Source organism: Pinisolibacter sp. (assembly GCF_036782435.1).
Taxonomy (GTDB): Bacteria; Pseudomonadota; Alphaproteobacteria; order Rhizobiales; family Ancalomicrobiaceae; genus CALBKH01.
Window position 1 is genome coordinate 38,956 of record NZ_DAIPZB010000020.1, and the last position, 23,342, is coordinate 62,297.

General features: G+C 68.9%; 22 protein-coding genes. 1 reads left to right on the forward strand and 21 read right to left on the reverse strand.

Translation table 11 applies throughout. The features are described from left to right. Positions 1-7: 7 nt before the first annotated feature. From hypE to V7Q42_RS10635, 20 genes are all read right to left on the reverse strand, one after another. Positions 8-1,036, reverse strand: a complete 1,029-nt coding sequence (hypE, locus tag V7Q42_RS10535; RefSeq protein WP_333824034.1) for a hydrogenase expression/formation protein HypE — start codon at positions 1,034-1,036, stop codon at positions 8-10. Positions 1,037-1,071: 35 nt separating this feature from the next. Continuing rightward, entirely contained in the window at positions 1,072-2,229 is a 1,158-nt protein-coding gene (gene hypD / locus V7Q42_RS10540; protein ID WP_333824000.1) for a hydrogenase formation protein HypD, read from the reverse strand. After that, positions 2,226-2,459: a HypC/HybG/HupF family hydrogenase formation chaperone gene (locus tag V7Q42_RS10545; RefSeq protein ID WP_333824002.1), complete on the reverse strand. Its 234-nt coding sequence runs from the start codon at positions 2,457-2,459 to the stop codon at positions 2,226-2,228. The genes hypD and V7Q42_RS10545 overlap by 4 nt, the downstream gene beginning before the upstream one ends. Before the next feature lie 17 nt (positions 2,460-2,476). Further along, the gene (locus tag V7Q42_RS10550; RefSeq protein WP_333824003.1) at positions 2,477-5,071 is read right to left on the reverse strand and encodes a carbamoyltransferase HypF; all 2,595 of its coding nucleotides are present in this window, start codon (positions 5,069-5,071) and stop codon (positions 2,477-2,479) included. Between the two features lie 14 nt (positions 5,072-5,085). After that, positions 5,086-6,207: a hydrogenase nickel incorporation protein HypB gene (gene hypB / locus V7Q42_RS10555; RefSeq protein WP_442958184.1), complete on the reverse strand. Its 1,122-nt coding sequence runs from the start codon at positions 6,205-6,207 to the stop codon at positions 5,086-5,088. Beyond that, positions 6,207-6,548, reverse strand: a complete 342-nt coding sequence (gene hypA / locus V7Q42_RS10565; protein ID WP_333824004.1) for a hydrogenase maturation nickel metallochaperone HypA — start codon at positions 6,546-6,548, stop codon at positions 6,207-6,209. Before hypA ends, hypB begins: the two co-directional genes overlap by 1 nt. After that, a complete protein-coding gene (locus tag V7Q42_RS10570) occupies positions 6,541-7,656 on the reverse strand; it encodes a nickel-dependent hydrogenase large subunit (protein WP_333824005.1) in 1,116 nt (371 codons plus the stop codon). Before V7Q42_RS10570 ends, hypA begins: the two co-directional genes overlap by 8 nt. Continuing rightward, entirely contained in the window at positions 7,653-8,186 is a 534-nt protein-coding gene (gene hybE / locus V7Q42_RS10575; protein ID WP_333824006.1) for a [NiFe]-hydrogenase assembly chaperone HybE, read from the reverse strand. The genes V7Q42_RS10570 and hybE overlap by 4 nt, the downstream gene beginning before the upstream one ends. Next, on the reverse strand, positions 8,176-8,406 hold the full coding sequence (locus V7Q42_RS10580; RefSeq protein WP_333824007.1) for a rubredoxin: 231 nt from the start codon (positions 8,404-8,406) through the stop codon (positions 8,176-8,178). The genes hybE and V7Q42_RS10580 overlap by 11 nt, the downstream gene beginning before the upstream one ends. Then, positions 8,403-9,281 carry a hydrogenase expression/formation protein gene (locus V7Q42_RS10585; protein ID WP_333824008.1) on the reverse strand — a complete coding sequence of 293 codons (879 nt, stop codon included), beginning with the start codon at positions 9,279-9,281 and terminating at the stop codon, positions 8,403-8,405. Before V7Q42_RS10585 ends, V7Q42_RS10580 begins: the two co-directional genes overlap by 4 nt. A 2-nt stretch (positions 9,282-9,283) precedes the next feature. Next, entirely contained in the window at positions 9,284-9,733 is a 450-nt protein-coding gene (locus tag V7Q42_RS10590) for a hydrogenase accessory protein (protein ID WP_333824009.1), read from the reverse strand. Positions 9,734-10,077: 344 nt separating this feature from the next. Beyond that, on the reverse strand, positions 10,078-10,380 hold the full coding sequence (locus V7Q42_RS10595) for a HypC/HybG/HupF family hydrogenase formation chaperone (RefSeq protein WP_333824010.1): 303 nt from the start codon (positions 10,378-10,380) through the stop codon (positions 10,078-10,080). A 93-nt stretch (positions 10,381-10,473) separates the two neighbouring features. Then, entirely contained in the window at positions 10,474-11,079 is a 606-nt protein-coding gene (locus V7Q42_RS10600) for a HyaD/HybD family hydrogenase maturation endopeptidase (RefSeq protein WP_333824011.1), read from the reverse strand. A gap of 4 nt (positions 11,080-11,083) precedes the next feature. After that, positions 11,084-11,809, reverse strand: a complete 726-nt coding sequence (gene cybH, locus V7Q42_RS10605) for a Ni/Fe-hydrogenase, b-type cytochrome subunit (RefSeq protein WP_333824012.1) — start codon at positions 11,807-11,809, stop codon at positions 11,084-11,086. Positions 11,810-11,925: 116 nt separating this feature from the next. Beyond that, positions 11,926-13,716 carry a nickel-dependent hydrogenase large subunit gene (locus tag V7Q42_RS10610; protein WP_333824013.1) on the reverse strand — a complete coding sequence of 597 codons (1,791 nt, stop codon included), beginning with the start codon at positions 13,714-13,716 and terminating at the stop codon, positions 11,926-11,928. Positions 13,717-13,763: 47 nt separating this feature from the next. Then, positions 13,764-14,846 (reverse strand): hydrogenase small subunit, encoded by a 1,083-nt coding sequence (locus tag V7Q42_RS10615; protein ID WP_333824014.1) that lies wholly within the window; start codon positions 14,844-14,846, stop codon positions 13,764-13,766. Between the two features lie 316 nt (positions 14,847-15,162). Continuing rightward, complete coding sequence (locus V7Q42_RS10620; RefSeq protein WP_333824015.1) at positions 15,163-16,614, reverse strand: nickel-dependent hydrogenase large subunit; 1,452 nt, start codon at positions 16,612-16,614, stop codon at positions 15,163-15,165. After that, complete coding sequence (locus V7Q42_RS10625) at positions 16,611-17,648, reverse strand: HupU protein (protein WP_442958185.1); 1,038 nt, start codon at positions 17,646-17,648, stop codon at positions 16,611-16,613. Before V7Q42_RS10625 ends, V7Q42_RS10620 begins: the two co-directional genes overlap by 4 nt. 123 nt (positions 17,649-17,771) lie before the next feature. Then, complete coding sequence (locus V7Q42_RS10630; protein WP_333824017.1) at positions 17,772-18,233, reverse strand: DUF4442 domain-containing protein; 462 nt, start codon at positions 18,231-18,233, stop codon at positions 17,772-17,774. 219 nt (positions 18,234-18,452) lie between these two features. Beyond that, a complete protein-coding gene (locus V7Q42_RS10635; protein WP_333824018.1) occupies positions 18,453-20,147 on the reverse strand; it encodes a long-chain-fatty-acid--CoA ligase in 1,695 nt (564 codons plus the stop codon). 173 nt (positions 20,148-20,320) lie between these two features. Here V7Q42_RS10635 and V7Q42_RS10640 point away from each other — a divergent pair, with 173 nt between their 5' ends. After that, positions 20,321-21,250 carry an esterase/lipase family protein gene (locus V7Q42_RS10640; RefSeq protein ID WP_333824020.1) on the forward strand — a complete coding sequence of 310 codons (930 nt, stop codon included), beginning with the start codon at positions 20,321-20,323 and terminating at the stop codon, positions 21,248-21,250. A gap of 79 nt (positions 21,251-21,329) precedes the next feature. Here V7Q42_RS10640 and V7Q42_RS10645 read toward each other — a convergent pair whose 3' ends face one another. Next, positions 21,330-23,315: an SDR family oxidoreductase gene (locus V7Q42_RS10645; RefSeq protein ID WP_333824022.1), complete on the reverse strand. Its 1,986-nt coding sequence runs from the start codon at positions 23,313-23,315 to the stop codon at positions 21,330-21,332. Positions 23,316-23,342: the final 27 nt, after the last annotated feature.

A 23,342-nucleotide genomic window follows, 5' to 3' on the forward strand; every position in this document is an offset into this window, starting at 1 on the left:
TCCCGCCTCAACAGATACGCGGCAGTTGCTCGCCGGAGAGCCAATCGACGATGCGGCCGCCGCCGAAAGCGGTGGTCATCTGGACGAAGCGCTGATCGTCCTCGATCACCTCGCCGATGACCGCCGCGTCCCGCCCGAGCGGGTGGGCGCGCATCGCCGCGACGATCGCTTCCGCCGCGCCCGGATCGACCACGGCGATCAGCTTGCCCTCGTTGGCGACGTTCAAGGGATCGAGGCCGAGGAACTCGCAGGCCGCCGCCACTTCCGCCTTGATCGGGATCGCATCCTCCTCGATGCGGATGCCGACGCCGGACTGGTTCGCCACCTCGTTCAGCGTCGCGGCGAGGCCGCCGCGGGTCGGGTCGCGCATCAGCTTCAGCGACGGGCCGGCGGCGGCGATCATCACCTCGGTGAGCCGGTGCAGCGCAGCGCTGTCGGAGAGGATGGCGGTGTCGAAGGTGAGGTTCTCGCGGCTCGACATGATGGCGACGCCGTGATCGCCGATCGAGCCGGAGACGACCACCTTGTCGCCGGGGCGCGCGAGGTGGCCGCCGAGCTCCAGGCCGTCGGCGACGACGCCGATGCCGGCGGTGGAGATGAAGACGCCGTCGGCCTTGCCGCGTTCGACCACCTTGGTGTCGCCGGTGACGATCGGCACGCCGGCGTCGCGCGCCGCCTCGCCCATCGAGCGGGCGATGCGCTGCAGGTCGGCGAGCGGGAAGCCCTCCTCGATGATGAAGGAGGCGGAGAGCGCCACCGGCCGGGCGCCGCCCATGGCGACGTCGTTGATGGTGCCGTGGACGGCGAGCGAGCCGATGTCGCCGCCGGGGAAGAAGATCGGCGAGACGACGTAGCCGTCGGTGGTCATCACCATGCGGCCGCCGGTCGGGGCCGGGGCGGCGAAGGTCGCCTGATCGTTGCCCTGCGCCAGATATTCGTTGGCGAAGGCCTCGTGGAAGATCTCGGCGATGAGCTGCGCCATGGCGCGGCCGCCCGACCCGTGCGAGAGGTCGACGCGGCCGGACTTCACGTCCATCTTGCGGTGGCGCAGGCGGGGTTCGTTCGGGGCGTTCACGACGCTCTTCTCCGTTCGTCCTGATTCTTGGCCTTGTCGCGGAAGCGGCCGTAGGTCCAGTGGGCGGCGCAGGCGCCTTCCGAGGACACCATGCAGGAGCCCATCGGGGTCTCGGGGGTGCACACCGTGCCGAAGAGCTTGCAGTCGGCCGGCTGCTTGGCGCCGATGAGGATGACGCCGCATTCGCAGGCCGGGTTGTCGGAGGCGTGGATCCGTGTCACCGCGAAGCGCTTCTCGGCGTCGAAGCGGGCGTATTCGTCGCGCAGCTTCAGCGCCGAGTTGTCGATGTAGCCGAGGCCGCGCCATTCGAAGCGGTCGCGGAGATCGAAGACGTCGTCGCAGAGCTTCTGGGCGGCGACGTTGCCCTCCGGCACCACGGCGCGGATGTACTGGTTCTCGACCGCGGCGCGACCCTCGTTGACCTGGCGCACCAGCATCAGCACCGACTGCATGACGTCGAGCGGCTCGAAGCCGGAGACGACGATGCGCTGGCCGAATTCCTCGACGAAGGTCTCGTAGGGCTTCGAGCCGATCACCACCGAGACGTGGGCCGGGCCGATGAAGCCCTGGATCTTCACCGGCGGTAGCTTGCCGGTCGCCGGCGCCTCGAGGATGGCGCGGATCGCCGAGGGGGTGAGCACGTGGTTGCAGAACACCGAGAAGTTGGTGAGCCCCTTCTTCTCGGCCGTCTTGAGCGCCAGCGCCGTCGGCGGGGTGGTCGTCTCGAAGCCGATGGCGAAGAACACCACCTCGCGATCGGGGTTCTCCTCGGCGATGCGGATGGCGTCGAGGGTCGAATAGATCATGCGGATGTCGCAGCCCTCGGCCTTGGCCTTGAGGAGGCTGCGGCCCTTGGAGCCGGGCACGCGCATCAGGTCGGCGTAGGTGAGGAGCGTCACCCTCGGGTTCTTCGCCAGCTCCAGCGCCTCGTCGATGCGGCCGATCGGCAGGACGCAGACCGGGCAGCCGGGGCCGTGGATCATGCGCACGTTGGCCGGCAGCAGGTCCTCGAGGCCGTAGCGCGAGATCGCATGGGTGTGGCCGCCGCAGAACTCCATGAAATGGTAGGTCTTCGCCGGATCCGCTTCGGCGCGGATGGTCTCGGCGATGGCGCGGGCGAGTTTGCCGTCGCGGTATTCGTCGACGTATTTCATTCGGCCGCTCCCTGGAGTGCGCCGGCTTCCGCGAGCAGGGCCAGAGTCTTCTCGGCCTCGTCGGCGTCGATCTTCGACAGCGCATAGCCGACGTGGATGATGACGTAGTCGCCGGGCTTCACGTCCTCGACCATGGCGATCGAGATCTCCTTGGTGACGCCGTCGAGACTGACCTTGGCCATGTCGTCGGGGAGCAGTTCGCTCACCAGAGCGGGGATGGCGAGACACATGGGGGGACGTCTCCTCTTCAGGGGATCTTCGGTGTCGGTCGGGATGCGGCATGGGCACGGGCGAGGGCCGCCTGGCCGAGCGACAGGCCGCCGTCGTTGGCGGGAACGGCATGAGCGAGAAGCGGACGGAAGCCGCGCGCGGTCAGTGCCGCGACGAGGCCTTCGGCCAGCACCCGGTTCATCAGGCAACCGCCGCCCAGCGCGATCGCCTCGCCATGCCGGGCGTGGGTGGCGACCAGGGTCGCGAGGCCGTCGATCAGCGTGCCGTGGAAGAACTCGGCGACACAGCGCGGGCGCACACCCGGCCGGGCGAGTTCGACCAGGAGCGGCGAGAAGTCGAGGACGCCGTTCGCCAGCCGGAACAGGCCGCTGCCGTGTTTCGCTTCGACCATCAGGGCTTCGAGCTCCATCGCCGCCTGACCCTCGTGGTCCTGGCGGCGGCGCAAGCCGGCGAGGCCGGCGACGGCGTCGAAGAGCCGGCCGAGCGAGGTGGTGGTCGCCTCGCGTCCGGTGTCGAGGCGGGCGAGAAGGGGGGCGAGAAGCGGTTCGTCGGCGAAGAGGGCGCGGGCGCGTTCGGCCTCGCCGATGGCGTGCAGGGCGGCGACCGCCATGCGCCAGGGCTCGCGCGCCGCCTTGTCGCCGCCGGGCAGCGCCAGCGGGGCGAGATGGCCGAGGCGCCGCCAGGAGGCGCCGGAGACGCGGATGAACTCGCCGCCCCAGGCCGACCCGTCGTCGCCGTGGCCGATGCCGTCGAGGGCGAGGCCGAGGATCGGCTCGACGATGCCGTGCTCGGCGGCGATGGCCGCGACATGGGCGGCGTGGTGCTGAACGGGCAGGACGGGCGCGTCGAACTCGAGGGCGAACCGCGACGAGCGGAAGTCGGGATGGAGATCGCAGGCGACGATCTCCGGCTTCACGTCGAGGAGCGACAGGAGGTGGGCCGCGGTCTCGCGGTAGAACTTCACCGTCTCGACGGTGTCGAGATCGCCGACATGTTGCGAGACGAAGGCCTCGCGGCCGCGGGTGACGGTGACGGTCGCCTTGAGGTGGGCGCCGGTCGCCAGCACCACCGGGCCGTCCGATCCGAGATCGACGGGGTTGGGCACGAAGCCCTTGGCGCGGCGGATCAGGCTCGGCTTGCCGGCGATCACCTGGGCAACCGAGTCGTCGGCGCGGATGACGATCGGCCGGTCGTGGCCGACGATCAGGTCGGCGATGCCGCCGAGGCGGCGGCGGGCGTCGGCGTCGTCGATGACCAGCGGTTCGCCACCGGGATTGGCCGAAGTGGCGACGACGACGAAATCGTTCGCCGCCTCACGATCGCGGGCGGCCACCTCGCCCCCGACGGCTTCCCGGAAGATCAGATGATGGAGCGGGGCGTAGGCGCGCATGACGCCGATGCGGGAGAGGTTCGGGGCGATGGACGGGGCGAGCGCGCCGGGCACCGCGTCCATGACGACGATCGGCGCGGCGGCGGAGAGGAAGAGGTCGCGCTCGACGTCCCCGACGACGGCGATGCCGTCGAGCGAAGCGGCATTGGCCACCATCACCGCGAAGGGCTTGGCGTCGCGCGCCTTGCGCCGCCTGAGTTCGGCGACCGCAGTCTCGGAGCGCGCGTCGCACATCAGATGGAAGCCGCCGATGCCCTTCACCGCGACGATCTTCCCGGCGCGGAGCGCCGCGACGATCTCGGCGATGGGGGGGAGGGAAGGGCCACCTTCCGCCGACGACCTCGCCTCGAGCGAAGGTGCCGATTGGTCGTCGGCAGTCTCATCCGGTTCTCTCCCCCCTGGAGGGGGAGAGACAGAGAGGGAGGGCACGGTGCTCGTTTCGACCATCGGCGCGCGCGGATGGGCCGCAGCCCCCCCTCCCTGTCCCTCCTCCTCGAGGGGGGAGGGGACGATGGAGCGACCGGCGGGCCCGACCGGGAGCCCGACGGATGGAACGTCGCCTTCCGGTCCGAGGCCGCGCCCCGCCGAGCCTTCCCCGCGTCGCCACACCACGCGCAGCTTCGGTCCACAGGTCGGACAAGCGATCGGTTCGGCGTGGAAACGGCGGTTCGTCGGATCGCGATAGTCGCTCGCGCAGGCCGCGCACATCGGGAAGCCGGCCATCGCCGTCTGCGGCCGGTCGTAGGGCAGATGGGCGGTGATGGTGTAGCGCGGGCCGCAGTGGGTGCAGTTGACGAAGGGGTAGAGGTGGAACCGGCTCTCGGGGTCGTAGAGGTCGTCGAGGCAGGCCTCGCAGGTCGCGGCGTCGGCGGGGACGCGGGTGCGGGCCTTGGAGGCGACGCTCTCGACGATGCGGAAGCCGCTCTCGCCGGTCGGGGACATCGGCTCCGTCTCGACGGAATCGATCGAGGCGAGTGGCGGTTTCTCCGCCGTCAGCGCCGCGACGAAAGCGGCGACGTCGGTGCCCTCGGCCTCGATCACGACGCCGTCGCCGTCGTTGAGCACCAGACCGGAGATCCCGTGACGAGCGGCGAGACCGTGGACGAAGGGACGCATGCCGACGCCCTGGACCGCACCGCGCAGGCGGATGCGCAGCCGCTCGACCTCTCCGCCATCGGCGAAGAGGCGAACGAGCGCGTCGCCGGCGGGTCCGTGGTTCATCGGCGGCGGTTCCCTCAGTTCGCCGGGCGGGCGGCGAGCGCGGCGCGGGCGGCGATCCAGGCGTAGAAGACAGCCATGCCTTCGCCCGAGCGGGCCGACACGGTCATCACCTGGAGGCGCGGATTGACCTTCAGCGCGTTGGCGATGCAGGCCTCGACGTCGAAGTCGAGATGCGGCAGCAGGTCGGCCTTGTTGAGCAGCATCAGGTCGGCGGCGGCGAACATGTCCGGGTACTTGAGCGGCTTGTCCTCGCCCTCGGTCACCGACAGCACCACCACCTTGTGGGCCTCGCCGAGGTCGAAGGCGGCCGGGCAGACGAGATTGCCGACGTTCTCGATGAACAGGACCGAATTCTGCTCGAGATCGAGGTCGTCGAGGGCGTGGCCGACCATCGAGGCGTCGAGGTGGCAGCCCTTGCCGGTGTTGACCTGGATCGCCCTGACCCCCGTGGCGCGGATGCGCTCGGCGTCGTTGGAGGTCTGCTGATCGCCCTCGACCACGGCGATGGCGTGCTTCTCCTTCAGATCCGAGATCGCCTTGACCAGCAGCGTCGTCTTGCCCGAACCGGGGGAGGAGACGAGGTTCAGGGCGAAGACGCCCTTCTCGGCGAGGCGGCGGCGGTTGGCGCGGGCGAGGCCGTCGTTCTTGCCGAGGATGTCGCGCTCGATCTTGACGATGCGCTCCTGCGCGAGGCCCGGAACGTGGACGCCGGCGAGGCCGGCGCCGTAGTCGATCGCGTCTTCCGAACGGACGACGTGGCCGTGGTCGTGATCGTGCCCGCAGCCCGGGCCGTGCACGTGGTCATGGGAGTGGGAATGATCGTGCCCGTGATCATGGTCGTGGGTGTGCACATGGGCATGGCCGTGGGCGTGCGCATGGTCGTGGCCGTGATCGTGACCATGGATGTGGGCATGGGAATGGACGTGGCCGTCGCCGTGGTCGTGCTCGTGGCTGTGGGCATGCACGTGGTCGTGGCCGTGCGGGTGGGCATGGTCGTGATCGTGGACATGATCGTGGTCGTGGGAATGTCCGTGATCATGATCGTGGTGGTGGTGATCGTGGCCGTGGCCGTGATCGTGCCCTTCGACCTTCTTGCCCTCGACCGTCGCCTGACCGCAGCCGCAGACCGTGCACATCACTCCACCTCCAACTCGGCGACCCGCATGTCGTCGCCCGACGTCATCTGAACTCTGTGATTGCCGCATTTCGGGCAGGCGCCGAAGCGTTCGGAAAGCGCCACCGTCTCGCAGCAGTCCATACACCAGCCCTGGCCCGGCACCCGGACGATCTCCAGCGCCGCTTCCGCGGCGATGGTGCCGCGCACCACCGCGTCGAAGCAGAAGCGCATCGCCTCGGGCTCGACGTGGGACAGTTCGCCGATGTCGAGGCGCACCGCCTTGACCTTGGTCGCGCCCGCCTTCCTCGCTTCTTCCTCGACGATCTCGAGGACGCTCTCCATGAGCGACATCTCATGCACGACCACGTTCCTCCACGCTCACCGCGAAGCCGACGCAGGGGTCGAAGGCGGCGGCGATCCGTTCCACCCGAGCGCGGCCCGCATCGTCCGCCGTCGGCCGATTGGCCCGGATGGTCGCGACGAAGGGGCCGTCGGCGCCGAAATTCCATTCTGTCGGCGCCAGAATGGCATAGAAGGCGACGCGTCCGATACCGTCGAGACGGACGAGATGATGGAGCCGGCCGCGCGGGCTTTCCACGGCGGCATATCCCGTACGGAAATCGATCGATGCGGCGCGCGCCCAGGCGTCGAGGGCGCGGGCCCGCGTCTGCGACCGGGCGTCGAGCAGACGGCCGGCCGCGGCGATCTCGCCGAGGCGGGCGGCGATGCGTTCGCCCGAGCCGGCGCGGGCGAGGGGACCGGTCTCGGGACGGCGGTCGGCGAGGCGCGGTGCGGCGGCGAAGCCGGTCGGATCGGCGGCGAGGGCGGCGACCACCGCCTCGTCGTCGGCGGCGGTGAGCGGATCGGCGGAAAGGTGGATATCGCCGCTCGCCGCGCCGAAGCGCTCGACGACGCCGGCGGCCCAGGAAGCCGGCGGCATGTCGAGGCGGCCGGCGCGGTCGAGGACGAGACCGAGCCGCTCGAGGCCGGCGCGGGCGCGGCCGATCGCGGCGCGGCGAGCGCCGGAGGGCATCGGTTCGGCGGTGGTCGCCGCCAGTTCGCGGGTTGCGGCGAGGACGGCGCGCAGGTCGGCGAGCATCTCGCGCGGCACCTCGCCGGGGGGGGTGCCGGCCGGACCGAGGAAGGTGGAGCGCAGGTGTTCGCCGAGCCGTTCGGCGAGGAGCCCGTCGAAGCGGACGGTGGCGACCGTGGTCGCGTCCTCGCCGCGAGCGGCGGCGGCGGCCATGGCCGCGGCGGTCGCATGGGAGAGGCCGCAGAGGGAATGGAGCCGGCCGACCAGGGCCGGGATCTCGTCGGCCGAGCGATTGACGAAGAGCGCCGAGGAGAAGCCGACCGGCCGGGTCGAGGCGATACGGACCGCCTCGACGCGGCCGCCCTCGGCGGGCGGCGCCACGGTGACGGTGAGGGCGATGGCGCCCGGACCGAAGGAGGTGGTGGGGGTGGTCATGGCGCGGCGGTCTCGTTCCGCGGTTTGCGGCCGAAGAGCAGGGCACGGCGGTCGAGCGCCGTCGGCGCCGGGGTCTCGGTCTTCGCCGGCTGCGGCGGGCGAAGCAGTTCCGCCATCGCCGCTTCGGCGGTGGCGGTGACCGCCTCAGGGTCTTCGAAACGGAACATCGGCGAGAACAGCGACAGGCTGTCGAGGCGGCCGAAGCCGTCGAGGGTGCCGGCGACGAAGTCGTAGGCACCGCTCGGCAGGTCGTGGGTGACGGTCGATCCGGGTGAGACCTCCACCGCCGCCGGTCCGAGCGGCGAGGCGGCGACCACCGCGTTCATGAACCACGGCGTGGCGACGATGCCGATCACTCGAAAACCGTCGTCGTGGAAGCCGACGGCCTCGACGCGAAGTTTCGGATTGTAGACCGGCAGGTCGCGCATCGAGCGCTCGGCGATGTCGCCGTAGATTCGCGCCAGGGTCTCGCCGGCGGCCACCGCCGCGGCGTCGCGCGCCTGCCGTTCGCGCGTCGCCTCAGCCGTCACGACCGCCTCCCTCCGCTTCGAGCGCCATGAACTTCGAGCGTGGCGCGTCGCAGTTGGGGCAGCGCCAGTCCTCCGGCAGGTCGGTGAAGGCGGTGCCGGCCGCGATCTGCCAGACGGGATCGCCCTCCGCCGGCTCGTAGACGTGCCAGCAGATACCGCATTCCATGCGCGCTTCCGCCGTCACGTCGCCGATCACGCCGAAGTTCTCGAAGGAACTCATCGGAAATAGGCCTCCTCGATCTCTTTCAGACGCTCGGCCGAATCGCGGAAGTCCTCGACCGCGGCGCGCGCCGTGACCGGTACGTCGCCGATCTCCAAAGTGTCGAGGACGATGGTGTCCATGGCGTTGAAGAATTGAACCGACCAGACGTTGCGGGCACCGGTGGCGACGATCCGGCAGGTGCCGTAGCCGCGCGACAGGATACGGATCGGCCCGGGGCCGAGGCTGTCCTGGAGGAAGGTCATGTCGGCGTCCGACATGGGGAAGAGCGAGAAGGTGATGGTGTGCGAGGCCGCACCCTTCTCGTGCGCGGCGGCGCGGTCGCGGATCTCGGTCAGGACCGGCATGACGTTCATGGCGCCTTCCGGCGGGATGCCGAAGCTCTCCAGCACCGGAGCCATCGCCGCGGCGCGCTCCACCGCCGCCGGGATCGAGGCGGCCTCGACGTAGTCGGCGACGAGCGCACCCGACGCATCGGTGAAGCGCACGCGCCACAGGCCGGCCATCACCGATTCCTGCACCTGGGCGACGACGCCCTCGGGCAGCGCCACGGTGGCGGAGACCTCGCCTTCACCGAGCACCTCGCCGATCAGGGTGAGGTCGTCGGCGCCGTAGCCTGCGAGATCGAAGAGCCGGCTCGGCGCCTCGGCCGCCTGCGTCTCCAGGGCGGCGACGAGCTGCGGCAGCAGGTCGGCCACCTTCGGGCAGCGCTCGATCAGGTCGGCGGCGCTCGCTGTGGCGAGGAAGGAGATGGTGCCGGCGCCGGTCAGGCCGGAGCGGCCGGCGAAACCCGAAGCGGTCTCGTCGATGCCGATCGGCATCATCGACACGCCGCCGTCTTCGCCCTCCGGGGCGACCCAGAAACCCGCTTTCATGGTCATTCTCCCCCGTGCGCGGTGGTGTAGGTGAATTCGGTGCGCGGCCGGCTCTCGGCCGGAAGGACCGGGGCGTCGGGCGCCAGCGCCGCGTCGATCCTGTCCATGTACTCCGACCAGTCGCGGATCTTGGGGAAGACGGCGACCGGGTCGGCACCACGCGTGACCACCAGGCTCGGGTGGACGGCGACGCGGAAGCGAGCGGCGAGCCCGGTCTCGGCGACGCGGGCCACGACCGCACCGCGCAGCCGATGCTGGAAGGCGGCGAGAAGCTCGGGCAACACGACCGCGACATCGAGCGTCTCGGCGCGGGTCGCCGGATCGCCGGTGAAGAACAGCAGCGTGTGCTCCGGCTCGCCGGCGGCGGGTGCGAGGAAGGCGTCGACGGTGGTCTCGTCGATCGTCGGCAGTCCGTGGCGCTCACCGAGAGCGGCGATGAGTGGCGAAGTCATGGGTCCTCCCTGGTGTTTCCCCGTACTTCGCAATGCGCGTGCCAAACGCGATTCCAGTCGGTGGAAAGCGGATCTCTAGGGATTCCGCCGTTTCGGCAGGGTGGAGGAAACGCTTCCGTGGTCCGCCATGATCATTGGATTTCCAATAATTGGAAATCACATTTCCAAGACCGAATTCGGCAGCCGGAGGCGGCGGACGCGAGTCATCCACGTAGAATGTCGACCCGAAATCGCAGGCGCATGGGCTCGCATACCCGTGGAACGTGTGTCTTCCGGGTCGAAACGGGGAAACGGTGATGGAGCGGCCGAGGCCGGTCAGGCAGCTGCGGCGGGCGGAGTGTCCGTCAGCTTTCCGGCTTCAGCAGGTGATCCGGCAACTGCGGCTCGCGATCGACCAGATCGGCGAAGAGGTGCTCGAAGTCGCGGCCTTCCAGGGCAGCGGCGACGCCGTCGAGGCCGTCGTCGATGAGCTTCGCCTCGGCGGCGTCGAGGACGCGGACGGCGCTGTCGATGTGGACGAGGACGATCGCGCCGACCGGCTGCTCGCCGACCAGCATCATCGAGATCCGGCGGGTCTCACCGCGCCGCTCGACCAGGGCCTGCATGTCGTCGCCTTCGACGACGGTCATGGGGATGCCGAGACACATGATCGGGTCCTCTCGACGACGAAGCCGGCGCGCGGAGGATCCGCGGGCCGGCGCATCTCGCTGACGTGACGGGCGGGGCCGGCGGCACCCGCCTCAGGCTTCGATGCGACGCTCGTAGGCGGCGAAGTCGATGTCGTTGGCGAGGAGGCGATCGTCCGCCTCGATCTCGCCGACGCGCGGCTCGACCGTGATACCCCACTCGGCGAGGATCGCCAACGCCGCGTCGAGGGCGCGGTCGAGGGTCGCCCGCACCGGTTCGGTGAGCGGGCCGCCCCAATCCTCGAGATCGAGGGGCTGGCAACCGATCAGCGCCAGCGTCTCGGGGTAGGCGGCGAGCAGGTCTGCGGCGGAGAGGACCTCCTGGAAGCCGGTCTGGTGCAGGCTCATCTTCTTGGCGCCGGTGAATTTCGGCACCTCGTCGTCGCGCACGATCTTCATCGTGCCCGGCTCGAGGCCGTAGTCGATGGCGTCGAAGACGAGGAGCCGGTCGTGTTCCTGCAGGAAGTTGACGAGGTAGAGCCCCTGAGTGCCGCCGTCGAGGACGGTGACATGGTCGGGGACCCGATAGCGGCGGTGGAACTCCTCCACCGCGCGCACGCCGAACCCTTCGTCGGCCCACAGGATGTTGCCGATGCCGAGGACGAGGACGCGGGGGAGGTCTCCCTGCCGCCGCTCACGGTGACGATCGAGCGCACCCATCGGCTCAGTCCCTGAAGTCGTCGCGGAAGACGCGTTCGCCGGAAATGATCGACGAGATCATGCTCTGGCGGGACATGATGTCCTCGCGCACCGCCGCATAGATGTGGACGATGGCGAAGATGACGATCGCCCACATGCCCAGGTGATGGAAGGTGTGGACGTCCTGGCTGTTGGGGAAGATACCGAAGACCCAGCCGAACAGCGCGTGCTGCCAGCTGTCGATGCCGGTCCCTTCCGAATAGAGGGCGAATCCGGTGCAGATCATGAACACCAGGAACAGCATGAAGGCGAACATCGCGACGTGCCCGAGCGGGTTGTGGCCGATGTACTTCTTCGGATCCTTGGTGAGGAAGAGATACCACTTGAGCTCGAACCACACGCCCCAGAGCCAGGTCTTGTCCCAGAAGGGCAGATAGAAGACCTGACGGGCGTAGGTGTTGCCGACGAAGGCCCAATAGATGCGCATCAGCAGGGCGACGGCGATCACCTGACCGGCGGCGAAATGGGCGAAGCGGATATAGCCCATCAGGAAGTTCTGGCTCGCCTCGCCCGGCACCGAGGGCAGCGGCGAGCCGATGAACCAGCCCGAAATGCACAGCACCACGATGCACAGCGCGTTCACCCAGTGCCACAGGCGGACCGGGGCTTCGTAGACGTAGATGGTCTGGCGGGCTTCGACGCGTTCGCCGTGTGCGTCCAGCGCGCCCTGCAACTCGACGATCTGGTTCATGGATCCCTCCCGATGGTCGCCCCGTCGACGTGGTCGGCCGGGTGCGATCGTCTCGTTCTTCGCTCGAGGTTCGCAGCGACCGGCGGGGGAGCCCGCCGGTCGCCGTCTTCACGGGATCAGCGAACCGTGACCTTCGACATCTCCTGGCCGTCCGGGCTCATGACGTGGGTCGAGCACGCCAGACACGGATCGAAGGAGTGCAGCGTCCGGATGATCTCCAAGGGCTGTTCGGGATCGGCCATCGGGGTGTCCATCAGCGACGCCTCGAAGGCGCCGATGTTGCCCTTGGGGTCACGCGGGGAACCGTTCCAGGTGGTCGGCACGACGGCCTGATAGTTGTCGATCTTGCCGTCCTTGATCTTCACCCAGTGGCCGAGCGCGCCGCGCGGCGCCTCGGTGAAGCCGACGCCCTTGACCTCTTTCGGCCAGCTCTCCGGCTTCCACTTGTCGGTGTTGGCGGTGGACGAGTCGCCGGCCTTGATGGCGGCCATCAGCTTGTCCTGGAAATACCGCATCTGATGCGCCGCCCACTGGCACTCGAGGGCGCGCGCCGCGGTGCGGCCGAGCGTCGAGAACAGGGCGGAGACCGGCACGCCGAGATCCTTGAGGAGCTTGTCGACCGGGTCCTTGAACTCGGGCTTCTTCTGGGCGTAGCCGATGATGTAGCGGGCGAGGGGGCCGACCTCGACGGCGTTGCCCTTCCACCGCGGCGACTTGATCCAGGAGTATTTCGCCTCCTCGTCGAGCGCCTCGATGTTGGTCTTGGTGCCCTTCGCCTTGGGACCGAGTTCGTAATGGGGCACGGTGACGCCGTCCCAGGGGTGCAGGCCCTTGGTCTCGTCCGGATACTCGTACCAGGAGTGGGTGACGAACTCCTGGATCTGGTCGGGATCCTTCAGGTCGACCGGCATCACCTCGTTCAGGTTGCCGTTGAGGATGACGCCGTGCGGCAGCTTCAGCGAGGCCGGCGAATAGTCGTTGGCATGTTCGGGGATGTCGCCGTAGCTCATCACCGACTTCGACGACAGGCCGCCGCCGTAGAGCCAGTCCTTGTAGAACGAGCCGATGGCCATCAGGTCGGGGATGTAGACCTGTTCGGTGAACTCGATGCAGCGATCGATGATCGACGAGACCAGGTTCAGGCGTTCCATGTTGATGGCGCCGACCGCGCCGACGCCGTCGACGTTGATGGCGCAGGGCACGCCGCCGACCAGCCAGTTCGGATGGGGATTCTTGCCACCGTAGATGGTGTGGACCTTGACGATCTCCTTCTGGAAGTCGAGTGCCTCCAGGTAGTGGGCGACCGCCATGAGGTTGGCTTCCGGCGGCAGCTTGTAGGCGGGATGACCCCAGTAGCCGTTCTTGAAGGGGCCGAGCTGGCCCGATTCGACGAACTTCTTCAGCCGGGTCTGCAGGTCCTTGAAGTAGCCGGGTGAGGACAGCGGCCAGTTGGAGATCGACTGGGCGAGCGCCGAGGTCGCCTTGGGGTCGGCGGAGAGCGCCGAGACCACGTCGACCCAGTCGAGGGCATGCAGGTGATAGAAGTGCACGAGGTGGTCGTGCACCTGCAGGCACAGCTGCATGATGTTGCGGATGGAGTTGGCGTTCTCCGGGATCTTGATGTCGAGGGCGTTCTCGACGGCGCGCACCGAGGTGAGCGCGTGGGTGCCGGTGCAGACACCGCAGATGCGCTCGGTGAAGGCCCAGGCGTCGCGCGGATCGCGACCGCGCAGGATCACCTCGATGCCGCGCCACATGGTGCCGGTGGAGACGGCGTTGCGGATGACGTTGTTGGAGTCGACATTCACCTCGACGCGTAGGTGACCCTCGATGCGGGTGACGGGATCGACGACGACGCGCTTGCCGGAGTTGTCGAGATTGAAACCGTTCGGTGTCTGGATACCCATGACGGCGTTTCCTCAGAATTCGATACCTGTCGGGGACGACCGTCGGATCAACCGACGTTCTCGGGCTTCTTGATCACGCGCTTGACCGCGGTCACCGCGGCATGGGCGGCGACGCCGGCCGCCACCACGCCGGCGACGGTCGCGCCCACCTTGTCGGCGTTGGCCTCGATGCCGAACTGGTTGATGCCGGTGAGCCGGTCGTAGAACGAGCCCTTGTCCCAGAAGCCCTCTTCCGAACAGCCGATGCAGCCGTGGCCGGACTGGATGGGGAAGGAGACGCCGCCGTTCCAACGGACGGTGGAGCAGGCGTTGTAGGTGGTCGGGCCCTTGCAGCCCATCTTGTAGAGGCAGTAGCCCTTGCGGGCGCCGTCGTCATCCCACTCCTCGACGAACTGGCCGGCGTCGAAATGCGGCCGGCGGTAGCACTTGTCGTGGATGCGCTGCGAATAGAACATCTTCGGCCGACCCTGGCGGTCGAGCTCGGGCAGCCGGCCGAAGGTGGTGACGAAGGTGACGACGCCGGTCATCACCTCGGCGATCGGCGGGCAGCCGGGCACCTTGATGATCGGCTTGTTCTTGATGACCTTGTCGATCGGCGTCGCCTGGGTCGGGTTGGGCTTGGCCGCCTGGACGCAGCCCCACGAGGCGCAGGCGCCCCAGGCGATGACCGCCATGGCGTCTTCCGCCATCTCCTTCAGCTTCTCGACGAAGGGCCGGCCGCCGTCGATGCAGAACATGCCGCCTTCGTTGAGCGGCGGGTTGCCCTCGACGGCGAGGATGTACTGGCCCTTGTACTTCTGCCGGGTCTCCTGGAGGATCGCTTCGGCCTGATGACCGGCGGCGGCCATGATGGTGTCGTCGTAGTCGAGCGAGATCATCGACAGGACGACATCCTTGACCAGCGGATGGGCCGAGCGGATGAAGCTCTCCGAGCAGCAGGTGCACTCGAGGCCGTGCATCCAGATGACCGGGATGCGCGGCTTGGTTTCCAGCGCATGGGCCATCTGCGACGCCGCCATCGGCCCGAGCCCGAGGCTCGCCGCGGTCAACGAACAGAACTTGGTGAAGCTGCGGCGGGTGATCCCCTGACGACGGATCACCTCGTAGAACGTTTCCTGCCCGGCACTCATCTCGAGCCTCCCCCATGGCACTTCGTCTTCGCCCGCCCGCCTCCCGACCTGCATGGTGGATGCACGAGGGGTCGTCGCGGACGTCGTGACCATAGAGACAGCAAGGAGCGGGCCAACTCACCCCGCGGCTCTTCGTCTTCCGGAAATCCACGGATTCCGCCGGATTTCGACGGGATGCGCGACAAGGGGGCGTCCTTGTCGGTGCGAATCGGTTCGATCCGCTGTCAGGGCGGCGACCGGCGACGAAAAGCTGCTTTCCGGTCGTGCGGGGGCGATCGACGGGGGCGGGAGGCCGTTCGAAGCGGACCGGCGCGCGTCAATGCGCGGTGCACACCATGCAGGGATCGAAGGAGCGCACCACGTGCTGGACGGCGGCGGCTCTGGCGCCGAAGCCGGAGAGGGTGGTGCCCTCGAGCGCGCCCTCGAGCGGGCCGGAGTGGCCGTCGCCGTCGCGGGGGGAGAAGTTCCAGGTGGTCGGTGCGACGATCTGGTAGCGGGTGATGCGGCCGCCACGCACCGTCATCCAGTGGCCGAGGCCGCCGCGCGCCGCCTCGACGAGGCCGATGCCGGAGCCGTCGGTGGGTTCGCCTTCGACGGCGCAGAACGGCTCGGCCGGAACGATGCCGCCGACCCAGGTCTCCATCGCCGGCACGACCAGCGCCACTTCGAGCAGGCGCGCGACGACGCGGCTCGCGACCGTGGTGCCGCCGTCGCGCACCACCATCGCTCGGACCAGCGGGTGACCGGCGACCAGTTGGCGAGCCACGGCGCCGACTTCGACGGCACGGCCGTCGTAGCGAGGGGCGCGTGCCCAGGAGTAGGCGTCGGGGCGATCGATGTCGGGCAGGGTCTCGGCGCGGCTCGGGGAGCCGGCGTCGCCGGCGAACCACGAATGAGCCGGGTCCTCGACGATGTTGGCCGGGGCGAACGGCCGGGTCGTCGCGGTGGCGGTGTCGAAGAGGCCGGCGGCGAAGAACGGGCCACTGCTGCCGACGTCGGCGTAGGCGCCGTAACTCATCACCATGCCCGGGCCGCGGCCGAGCCGGGCGAGGTCGAGATCGGCGGCGAGTTTGAGGAAGACGGTGAAATCGCCCCGCCCCGCGGCGGCGAGGCGGTCCAACTCGTCGGGCGTCTCGATCGCGGCGATGTCTTCGAGACGCCGATCGAAGAGCGTGGTTTCGAGGAAGGCGCGGACATCGGCGAGGACGGCGCGCAGCCGCATCTTGGCGCCGAGGTCGAGGGCGAGGGTGGTGCCGCCGGGGCGGAAGGCGAGGCTGTGCGGCCATTTTCCGGCGATCAGGCCCATGATCTCGAGCAGGCGCGAGCGGGCCGGCAGGAAGTCTGCGGCGGCGCTTCCCTTCACCGCGGTGAAGCGCGCGCCGACGGTCGCCGCCCAGGCTCGGCCGGCGTATTCGGCGCGGGCGAAGTCGGGCATGAAGAACAGGTAGAAGTGCGAGAGGTGGTCGGCGAGATTCTCGGCGGCGTGGGCGAGGGCGGTGGTGAGCGCGCCGTTCGGGGCGGGAACCGCGCCGGAGAAGGCGGCGAGAGTCTTCGCCGCGGCGAGCGACTGCGATACCGAACAGATGCCGCAGATGCGCGGTGCGATCACCAGGGCGTCGCCGATCGGCCGGCCGATCAGGATCTGTTCGAAGCCGCGGTAGAGCGGCGTCGTCACCCGTGCGGCGACGACCCGATCGTCCTCGACGTCGAGTTTCAGTTCGAGATCACCTTCCACCCGGTTGAACGGTCCGACGACGATACGGGTCAACCGTCTCCTCCTTCCGCGCCCCAGCGTTTGGCGCGTCCCGGTGGGACGACCACGTGATCCTTCACGGCGTTGAGCCGCACCCGTTTCGGCGTCGCCGATTTCGACAGGGCGGCGAGGGCCATGAACCAGGCCTTGGGCATGTCGAGCGGCAGGCCGACGGGGATGCCGGCGATCTTCGGCGTCGCCAGGAAGCCGCGGGCGCGCTCGAACTCGGGCGAGGTACAGGCGATGCAGGCGTAGCCGCCGTCGGTGCAGGAGCCCGAGCCGTTCCAGGCGCGCTGGTTGCAGTCGCCGACCGCCTGCGTCGCCTTGCAGCCGAGGTGCTCCATCAGGCAGCCGCGGTCGGAGGCGACCTCGGCGCTCGCCTTGAACTCGTAGAACTCGTTGCGCGAACAGCCGTGGTGGGCGAGGTGGTCGGCGAAGAATTTCGGGCGGCCGAGCGCGTCGAGATCGGTCGCGGCGAGATCGCCGGCGGCCAGCGCGATCAGCGTCTCGACGATCCAGCCGGGGTGGGGGGCGCAGCCGGCGACGTTGACGACCGGCAGGCCGGCGGTGCCGCGATGGCCGGCACCGAGCGCGCCGCCGCGGTCGATTCCGTCGTATTGGAGGCCGACGCCCTCGCCGGGGTCGGGCGAAGCGGCGGGAATGCCGCCGAAGGCGGCGCAACTGCCGACGGCGACGATGTGGCGGGCCTTCGGCGCCAGCCGGCGGATCCAGTCGAGCAGGCTCGCTCCGGTGCCGGCGAGCATCTGGAAGCGGCCGGTGCCGTTCGGGGCGGTGAGGACCGTACCCTCGACCACCAGAGCGTCGAGGGGGACACGGCCGTCGACGATGCCCTGGAGGATCTCCACCACCTCCTCGCCGGTCGCCTCCGACAGCGAGGGGTGCCACAGGAGATCGATACCGAAGGCCTCGAGGTCGGCGAAGACACCGCGGCGGCCGTGGTCGAGGAAGGCCATGGAGCAGCCGCCGCAGGCGCCCGCCTGCAGCCACAACACGCCGAACCGGCTCGCCACCTCACCCGACACGCACACACCTCCTCGGTCCGCGAGCGCCTCGCGCCGGCCGTCGATTCCTCCGCAGAAGGGATCACGGTGGCCGCCTCCCGACAAGGGGCGGTTTTCGCGAGTGTGTCGGAAGGCCGTCGAGCGGCGGGGTCAGGACACGGGTGTGGCGTCGCGTTTGCGGCGGACGTAGAGGGTGCGATCGATGCGGGCGACGAGATCGCCTTCGGTGTCGTGGACATCGCAGCGGAAGACCGGCAGGACCTTCGATCCGTCGGCGGCGGCGGCGCGGATCTCGTCGATGCGCGCGTCCTCCAGGCGGAACCGCGCGGTGACGGTGCCGCGGCCCGGCTTGACGTAGTCGATGGTCGCCGCCTTGTCCCAGACGGTGTAGTCGCGGCCGAGGATGTGGACCAGCATCAGCATGTAGAACGGGTCGGTCATGGCGAAGAGCGAACCGCCGAAATGGACGCCGACATAGTTGCGATTGAGCCGGCCGAGATGCAATTCGACCTCGACCTCGCGCCAGTCTTCGGCGATCCGGGCGACCCGGATGCCGGCGAAGAAGAACGGCGGCCAGAGGTTCATCAGGCGGCGGAAGGTGTTGGTCTTCATCGTCGTTCCTCGTCGGGGCGGCGACGGGCCGAGGTGGAATGTCTCTCCTTTGAGATAACGAATTGACGTATTCGTCAATCCCCCCGGTGCGGCTCTGCATCGGCGGGTGATCCCGTGCGATCGAAGGGGAGGCCGGCGCGCGGCCGTGCCGAGGGGTGGTCCGTGAACGGCGAAGGCCGCGGGCGGGCCGCGGCCTTCCGGTCTTCGAACCGAGGTCCGTCACTTCGGCGGGGCGGAGCCCGGGAGATCGTCGCGCAGGGCGCGGCGCAGCACCTTGCCGACGTTGGTCTTCGGCAGTTCGGTGCGGAACTCGACGTAGCGCGGCATCTTGTAGCCGGTGAGGTTCTTGCGGCAGTGCTCGAGCAGGTCCTCGGCCGAGAGGTCGGGGTCCTTCTTGACCACCACCACCTTGACCGCCTCGCCGGATTTGGCGTCGGGGACGCCGACGACGCCGGCCTCGAGCACGCCGGGATGGGCGGCGAGCACCTCTTCGATCTCGTTGGGATAGACGTTGAATCCCGAGACGAGGATCATGTCCTTCTTGCGGTCGACGATGTGGACGAAGCCGCCCTCGTCGACGATGGCGATGTCGCCGGTCTTGAGGAAGCCGTCGCCGGTCATCACCGCCGCGGTGTCGTCCGGCCGGTTCCAGTAGCCCTTCATCACCTGCGGCCCGCGCACGCACAACTCGCCGCGTTCGCCGTCGGCGACGTCGTTGCCCTCGTCGTCGCGCAGGGCGATCTCGGTGTTGGGGATCGGCAGGCCGATCGAGCCGTTGTAGGCCGGCAGATCGAGGGGGTTGATGGTCACCGCCGGCGAGGTCTCGGTCAGGCCGTAGGCCTCGAGCAGGGTCGTGCCGGTGACCTCCTTCCAGCGCTCGGCCACCGGGCGCTGCACCGCCATGCCGCCGCCGAGCACCAGCTTCAGCTTCGAGAAGTCGAGCTTGCCGAATTCGGGGTTGTTGAGCAGGGCGTTGAACAGCGTGTTCACGCCGGTGATGACGGTGAACTTCTGTTTCGCCAGTTCCTTGACGAAGCCGGGGATGTCGCGCGGGTTGGTGATCAACAGGTTCGAGGCGCCGATCTTCATGAAGGTCAGGCAGTTCGCGGTGAGCGCGAAGATGTGGTAGAGCGGCAACGCGGTGACGATGGTCTCGCCCTTCTCGTCGACCGCCGGGCGGATCCAGGCATGGGCCTGGGTCAGATTGGCGACGATGTTGCCATGGGTCAGCATCGCGCCTTTCGGTACGCCGGTGGTGCCGCCGGTGTATTGCAGGAAGGCGATGTCCGTCAGGTCGGTCGAAACCGGCGTCCACGGCAGGCCGCGCCCCTCCGCCACGGCGGTGCTGAAGGAGATCGCGCCGGGGATGTTCCAGGCCGGCACCATCTTCTTCACGTGTTTGACCACCAGATTGACGATGGCGCCCTTGGGAAAGCCGAGCATGTCGCCGAGGCCGGTGGTGAACACCGCCTTGAGGGCGGTCTTGTCGGCCACCTCGGCGACCACGTGGGCGAAGTTCTCGACGACGACGATCGCCTCGGCGCCGGAATCGGTCAGCTGGTGATGGAGCTCGCGGGCGCTGTAGAGCGGATTGCAGTTGACCACGGTGCAGCCGGCGCGCAGCGCGCCGAAGAGGGCGACCGGATACTGCAGCAGGTTGGGCATCATCAGCGCCACGCGGGCGCCCTTCTTCAGACCGACGCGGGATTGCAGATAGGCGCCGAAACGGCGCGACAACTCGTCGAGCTCGCGATAGGTGATCGCCTTGCCCATGTTGATGTAGGCGATGCGGTCGGCGTAGGCGGCGACGCTCTTCTCGAAGACCTCGGCGACGGAACGGAACTCTTCGACATCGACGGTGTGCGGTACGCCGGCGGGGTAGTTCTGGAAATGCAGGTGACCCGAAGTCGCCATGGCGGTCTCTCCCCTTCGGGGCCGGATTGTCCCGGTTCCCCTGTTTTGCGGCGAGAATAGACCAGCACCGATCCGCAAGGAAGCGGACTCGGAGCGGATGACGGCCGATAGTAGAATTACGATATGCGCGAGATTTTCGGCGGCGCCGGCTCGCCGAGAGGGAGTGTTCGGACATGTTGGTACGGGTGCTGCGGGCGATCCTGTCGATCGAGGTCCTCGTACTGGCGCTTCTCCATCCGACGCTCGCGGCCGAGGTCGGCGGGTTCGGCGCCGTGGTCGGACTGGTCGGGCTCTTCTTCGTCCTCCAGGCGCTGCTGCTTCTGCCCGCCTACGTGATCGCCGTCGTCGGCGCGTCGCCGCGGCCGGCGGGAGTGGGAGGGCCGACGATCGCCGATTTCCTCACCGAATGGTTCGGCGTCGTCCTCGCCTTCGCGGTGATCATGCCGTTCGAGCGGGTGTGGATGGGGTCGGACGCCGTCGGACGGCTGCCGCCGGGGCGGCGGCCGGTGCTGCTCGTCCACGGCTACATGTGCAATCGCGGCTTCTGGTGGTGGATCCGCCGCCAGCTCGAGGCCCGCGGCTTCGCGGTGGCGACGATCACGCTGGAGACGCCGTTCTCCGACATCGAGATCCTGGCCGATCGCCTCGTCGAGCGCATCGACGCGCTCATCGCGGAGACCGGCGCCGACGCGGTCGTGCTGGTGACCCATTCGATGGGCGGGTTGGTGGCGCGTGCGGCGATGCGCAAGGCGGGGACGGCGCGGGTTGCCCGCTTCGTCACCCTCGGCGGACCGCATCACGGCACCGTGGTCGCCCGCCTCGGGCTCGGTCGCAACGCCCGCCAGATGGAGCCGGGCAACCCCTGGCTCGCCGAGCTGAACACGGTGGAGACGACCGACGTGCCGACGCTCACGGTGTGGAGCACCGGCGATCAGATCGTCGTGCCGCAGGCGACGAGCCGGCTCGCCGGGGCGCGCGAGATCGTGGTGGCGGGGATGGGCCACGTCGCCATGGCCTTCTCGCCGCGGATCCGCGATCTCGTCGTCGCCGATCTCGCCGCGGACGACGGGGCGCCCGCGGCATCGCTCGACTCGGGATCTTGACGGACCGGCCGGCCGACGCCGGTCGGGCTCGCCTTCGCACACGGGTTTCCGACCGGGTCGAAAATCCGTGCGCTCGGTTTCACAGATGCAGGCCGCGCATGATCTGCGTGACGGTGATCTGATCGGCCGTCGGCATCTCCTCGCCGGGCTTGGCGTTCCGCGCCGCGTCCGAATCCGGGAACATGCGGAAGGTGGTGTTCATGATCGCCTGCGCCAGTTTCGGCGACACGGCGTAGATCACCTGACCGAAGATGCCGAGTTGGGTGGCGACCCGCGCCGGCTTCATGACGATCGCCTGGACCACCAGATCCGCCGCCTCCTCCGGCGAGAGGGTCGGGACGTGGCGGTAGAACTTGGTGGGCGCGATCATCTCGGTGCGCACCAGCGGCATGTTGATGGTGGTGAACTCGACGCCGCGATCGAGGAATTCGGACGCGGCGCAGCGCGTCCAGGCGTCGAGCGCCGCCTTGGAGGCGACATAGGCCGAGAAGCGCGGGGCGTTGGTCAGCACGCCGATCGAGGAGATGTTGACGATGTGGCCGTGGCGCTTCTCGGTCATCTTCGGCAACAGGCCGAGGGTGAGGCGCAGGGCGCCGAAATAGTTCACCTGCATGGTCCGCTCGAAGTCGTGGAAGCGGTCGTAGGACCCTTCGATGCCGCGGCGGATCGAGCGGCCGGCGTTGTTGACCAGGATGTCGACGCCGCCGTGATCCTCGTGCAGCCGGCGGACCAGATCGGCGCACTGCTCGGCGTCGGTGACATCGGCGGAGTAGGTGAGGACGGTGAGGCCCTGGGCGGCGGCTTCCTGTCGGGCCGCTTCGAGCTTCTCGGTGTCGCGGGCGACGATGACGGTCTTGGCGCCGGCGCCGGCGAGCTTGAAGGCGGTGGCCTTGCCGATGCCGGCCGAGCCGCCGGTGACGACCACGACGCGGCCCGCGACCCGGCCTTTGAGCGATCGATCGATGAACAGTTCGGGGTCGAGATGGCGCTCCCAGTAGTCCCACAGCCGCCAGGCGTAGTCCTCGATGTGGGGGACGCGGATGCCGGCCGGTTCGAGCAGGCGCTGGGCCTCGCGGGCGTCGAAGCGGGTCGGGTAGTTGACGAAGCGGAAGATGTCCGGCGGCAGGCCGAGCTCCTTCATCACCGTCTTCTGGATGCGGCGGACCGGAGTCAGCGCCATCAGCGGCCGGATCAGCGCCTGGGGCACGAAGCCGAAGAGGGCGGCGTTGACCCGCGCCGCCATGCGCGGCGCGTGGGCGGCCGAAGCGAAGATGGCGAGGACGTCGCCGACGCGCCGCGGCTCGGGGTCGGTGAGGTGGAAGCAGCCGCCGTCGTGACCGTCGAGATGGGCGATGTGATCGAGCGCGGCGACGACGAAGTCGACCGGGACGATGTTGATGCGCCCGCCCTCGATGCCGATGGTCGGCATCCACGGCGGCAACATGCGGCGCAGCTTCTGGATGAGTTTGAAGAAGTAGTAGGGGCCGTCGATCTTGTCGATCTCGCCGGTCATGGAATCGCCGACGACGATGCCGGGGCGATAGATCCGCCACGGCACCTTGCACTCGCCGCGCACCACCTTCTCGGCCTGGTGCTTGGAGGCGAAATAGGGATGGTCGAGACCGGTCGCCTCCTCGAACATGTCCTCGCGGAAGACGCCGTCGTACATGCCGGCGGCGGCGATCGAGGAGACGTGGTGGAAGTGCTTCGCCCGGATCGCCTCGGCGAAGCGCACGGCGTTGCGGGTGCCCTCGATGTTGGCGACCATCTCGGCTTCGGGATCGGCCTCGAGGTCGTAGATGGCGGCGAGGTGGAAGACGTGGGTCACCTTGCCGGCGAGCTTCTTCGTCTCGGCTTCGTCGATGCCGAGCGCCGGCTTGGTCAGATCGCCCTCGACCGGGATCGCCCGGCTGGCGTCGACCCCCCAGAAGGCGAGCAGCCGGCCGACGCGCTCCGGCGTCGGCCGGCGCATCAGGAAATGGACCGTGGTCTTCGGCCGCGCCAGCAAGGTACGCACGAGGCGCTTGCCGATGAAGCCGCTGGCGCCGGTGACGAAATAGATCATGGTCGTTTCCCCCTGGCGCTCGCCTCG

Bases quoted from the DNA above. Each gene is read 5' to 3' on its own strand.
- hypE (WP_333824034.1), bottom strand. From the start codon at position 1,036: ATGGACGTGAAGTCCGGCCGCGTCGACCTCTCGCACGGGTCGGGCGGC.
- hypD (WP_333824000.1), bottom strand. From the start codon at position 2,229: ATGAAATACGTCGACGAATACCGCGACGGCAAACTCGCCCGCGCCATC.
- V7Q42_RS10545 (WP_333824002.1), bottom strand. From the start codon at position 2,459: ATGTGTCTCGCCATCCCCGCTCTGGTGAGCGAACTGCTCCCCGACGAC.
- V7Q42_RS10550 (WP_333824003.1), bottom strand. From the start codon at position 5,071: ATGAACCACGGACCCGCCGGCGACGCGCTCGTTCGCCTCTTCGCCGAT.
- hypB (WP_442958184.1), bottom strand. From the start codon at position 6,207: ATGTGCACGGTCTGCGGCTGCGGTCAGGCGACGGTCGAGGGCAAGAAG.
- V7Q42_RS10570 (WP_333824005.1), bottom strand. From the start codon at position 7,656: ATGACCACCCCCACCACCTCCTTCGGTCCGGGCGCCATCGCCCTCACC.
- V7Q42_RS10580 (WP_333824007.1), bottom strand. From the start codon at position 8,406: ATGAGTTCCTTCGAGAACTTCGGCGTGATCGGCGACGTGACGGCGGAA.
- V7Q42_RS10585 (WP_333824008.1), bottom strand. From the start codon at position 9,281: ATGAAAGCGGGTTTCTGGGTCGCCCCGGAGGGCGAAGACGGCGGCGTG.
- V7Q42_RS10590 (WP_333824009.1), bottom strand. From the start codon at position 9,733: ATGACTTCGCCACTCATCGCCGCTCTCGGTGAGCGCCACGGACTGCCG.
- V7Q42_RS10595 (WP_333824010.1), bottom strand. From the start codon at position 10,380: ATGTGTCTCGGCATCCCCATGACCGTCGTCGAAGGCGACGACATGCAG.
- V7Q42_RS10600 (WP_333824011.1), bottom strand. From the start codon at position 11,079: ATGGGTGCGCTCGATCGTCACCGTGAGCGGCGGCAGGGAGACCTCCCC.
- cybH (WP_333824012.1), bottom strand. From the start codon at position 11,809: ATGAACCAGATCGTCGAGTTGCAGGGCGCGCTGGACGCACACGGCGAA.
- V7Q42_RS10610 (WP_333824013.1), bottom strand. From the start codon at position 13,716: ATGGGTATCCAGACACCGAACGGTTTCAATCTCGACAACTCCGGCAAG.
- V7Q42_RS10615 (WP_333824014.1), bottom strand. From the start codon at position 14,846: ATGAGTGCCGGGCAGGAAACGTTCTACGAGGTGATCCGTCGTCAGGGG.
- V7Q42_RS10630 (WP_333824017.1), bottom strand. From the start codon at position 18,233: ATGAAGACCAACACCTTCCGCCGCCTGATGAACCTCTGGCCGCCGTTC.
- V7Q42_RS10635 (WP_333824018.1), bottom strand. From the start codon at position 20,147: ATGGCGACTTCGGGTCACCTGCATTTCCAGAACTACCCCGCCGGCGTA.
- V7Q42_RS10640 (WP_333824020.1), top strand. From the start codon at position 20,321: ATGTTGGTACGGGTGCTGCGGGCGATCCTGTCGATCGAGGTCCTCGTA.
- V7Q42_RS10645 (WP_333824022.1), bottom strand. From the start codon at position 23,315: ATGATCTATTTCGTCACCGGCGCCAGCGGCTTCATCGGCAAGCGCCTC.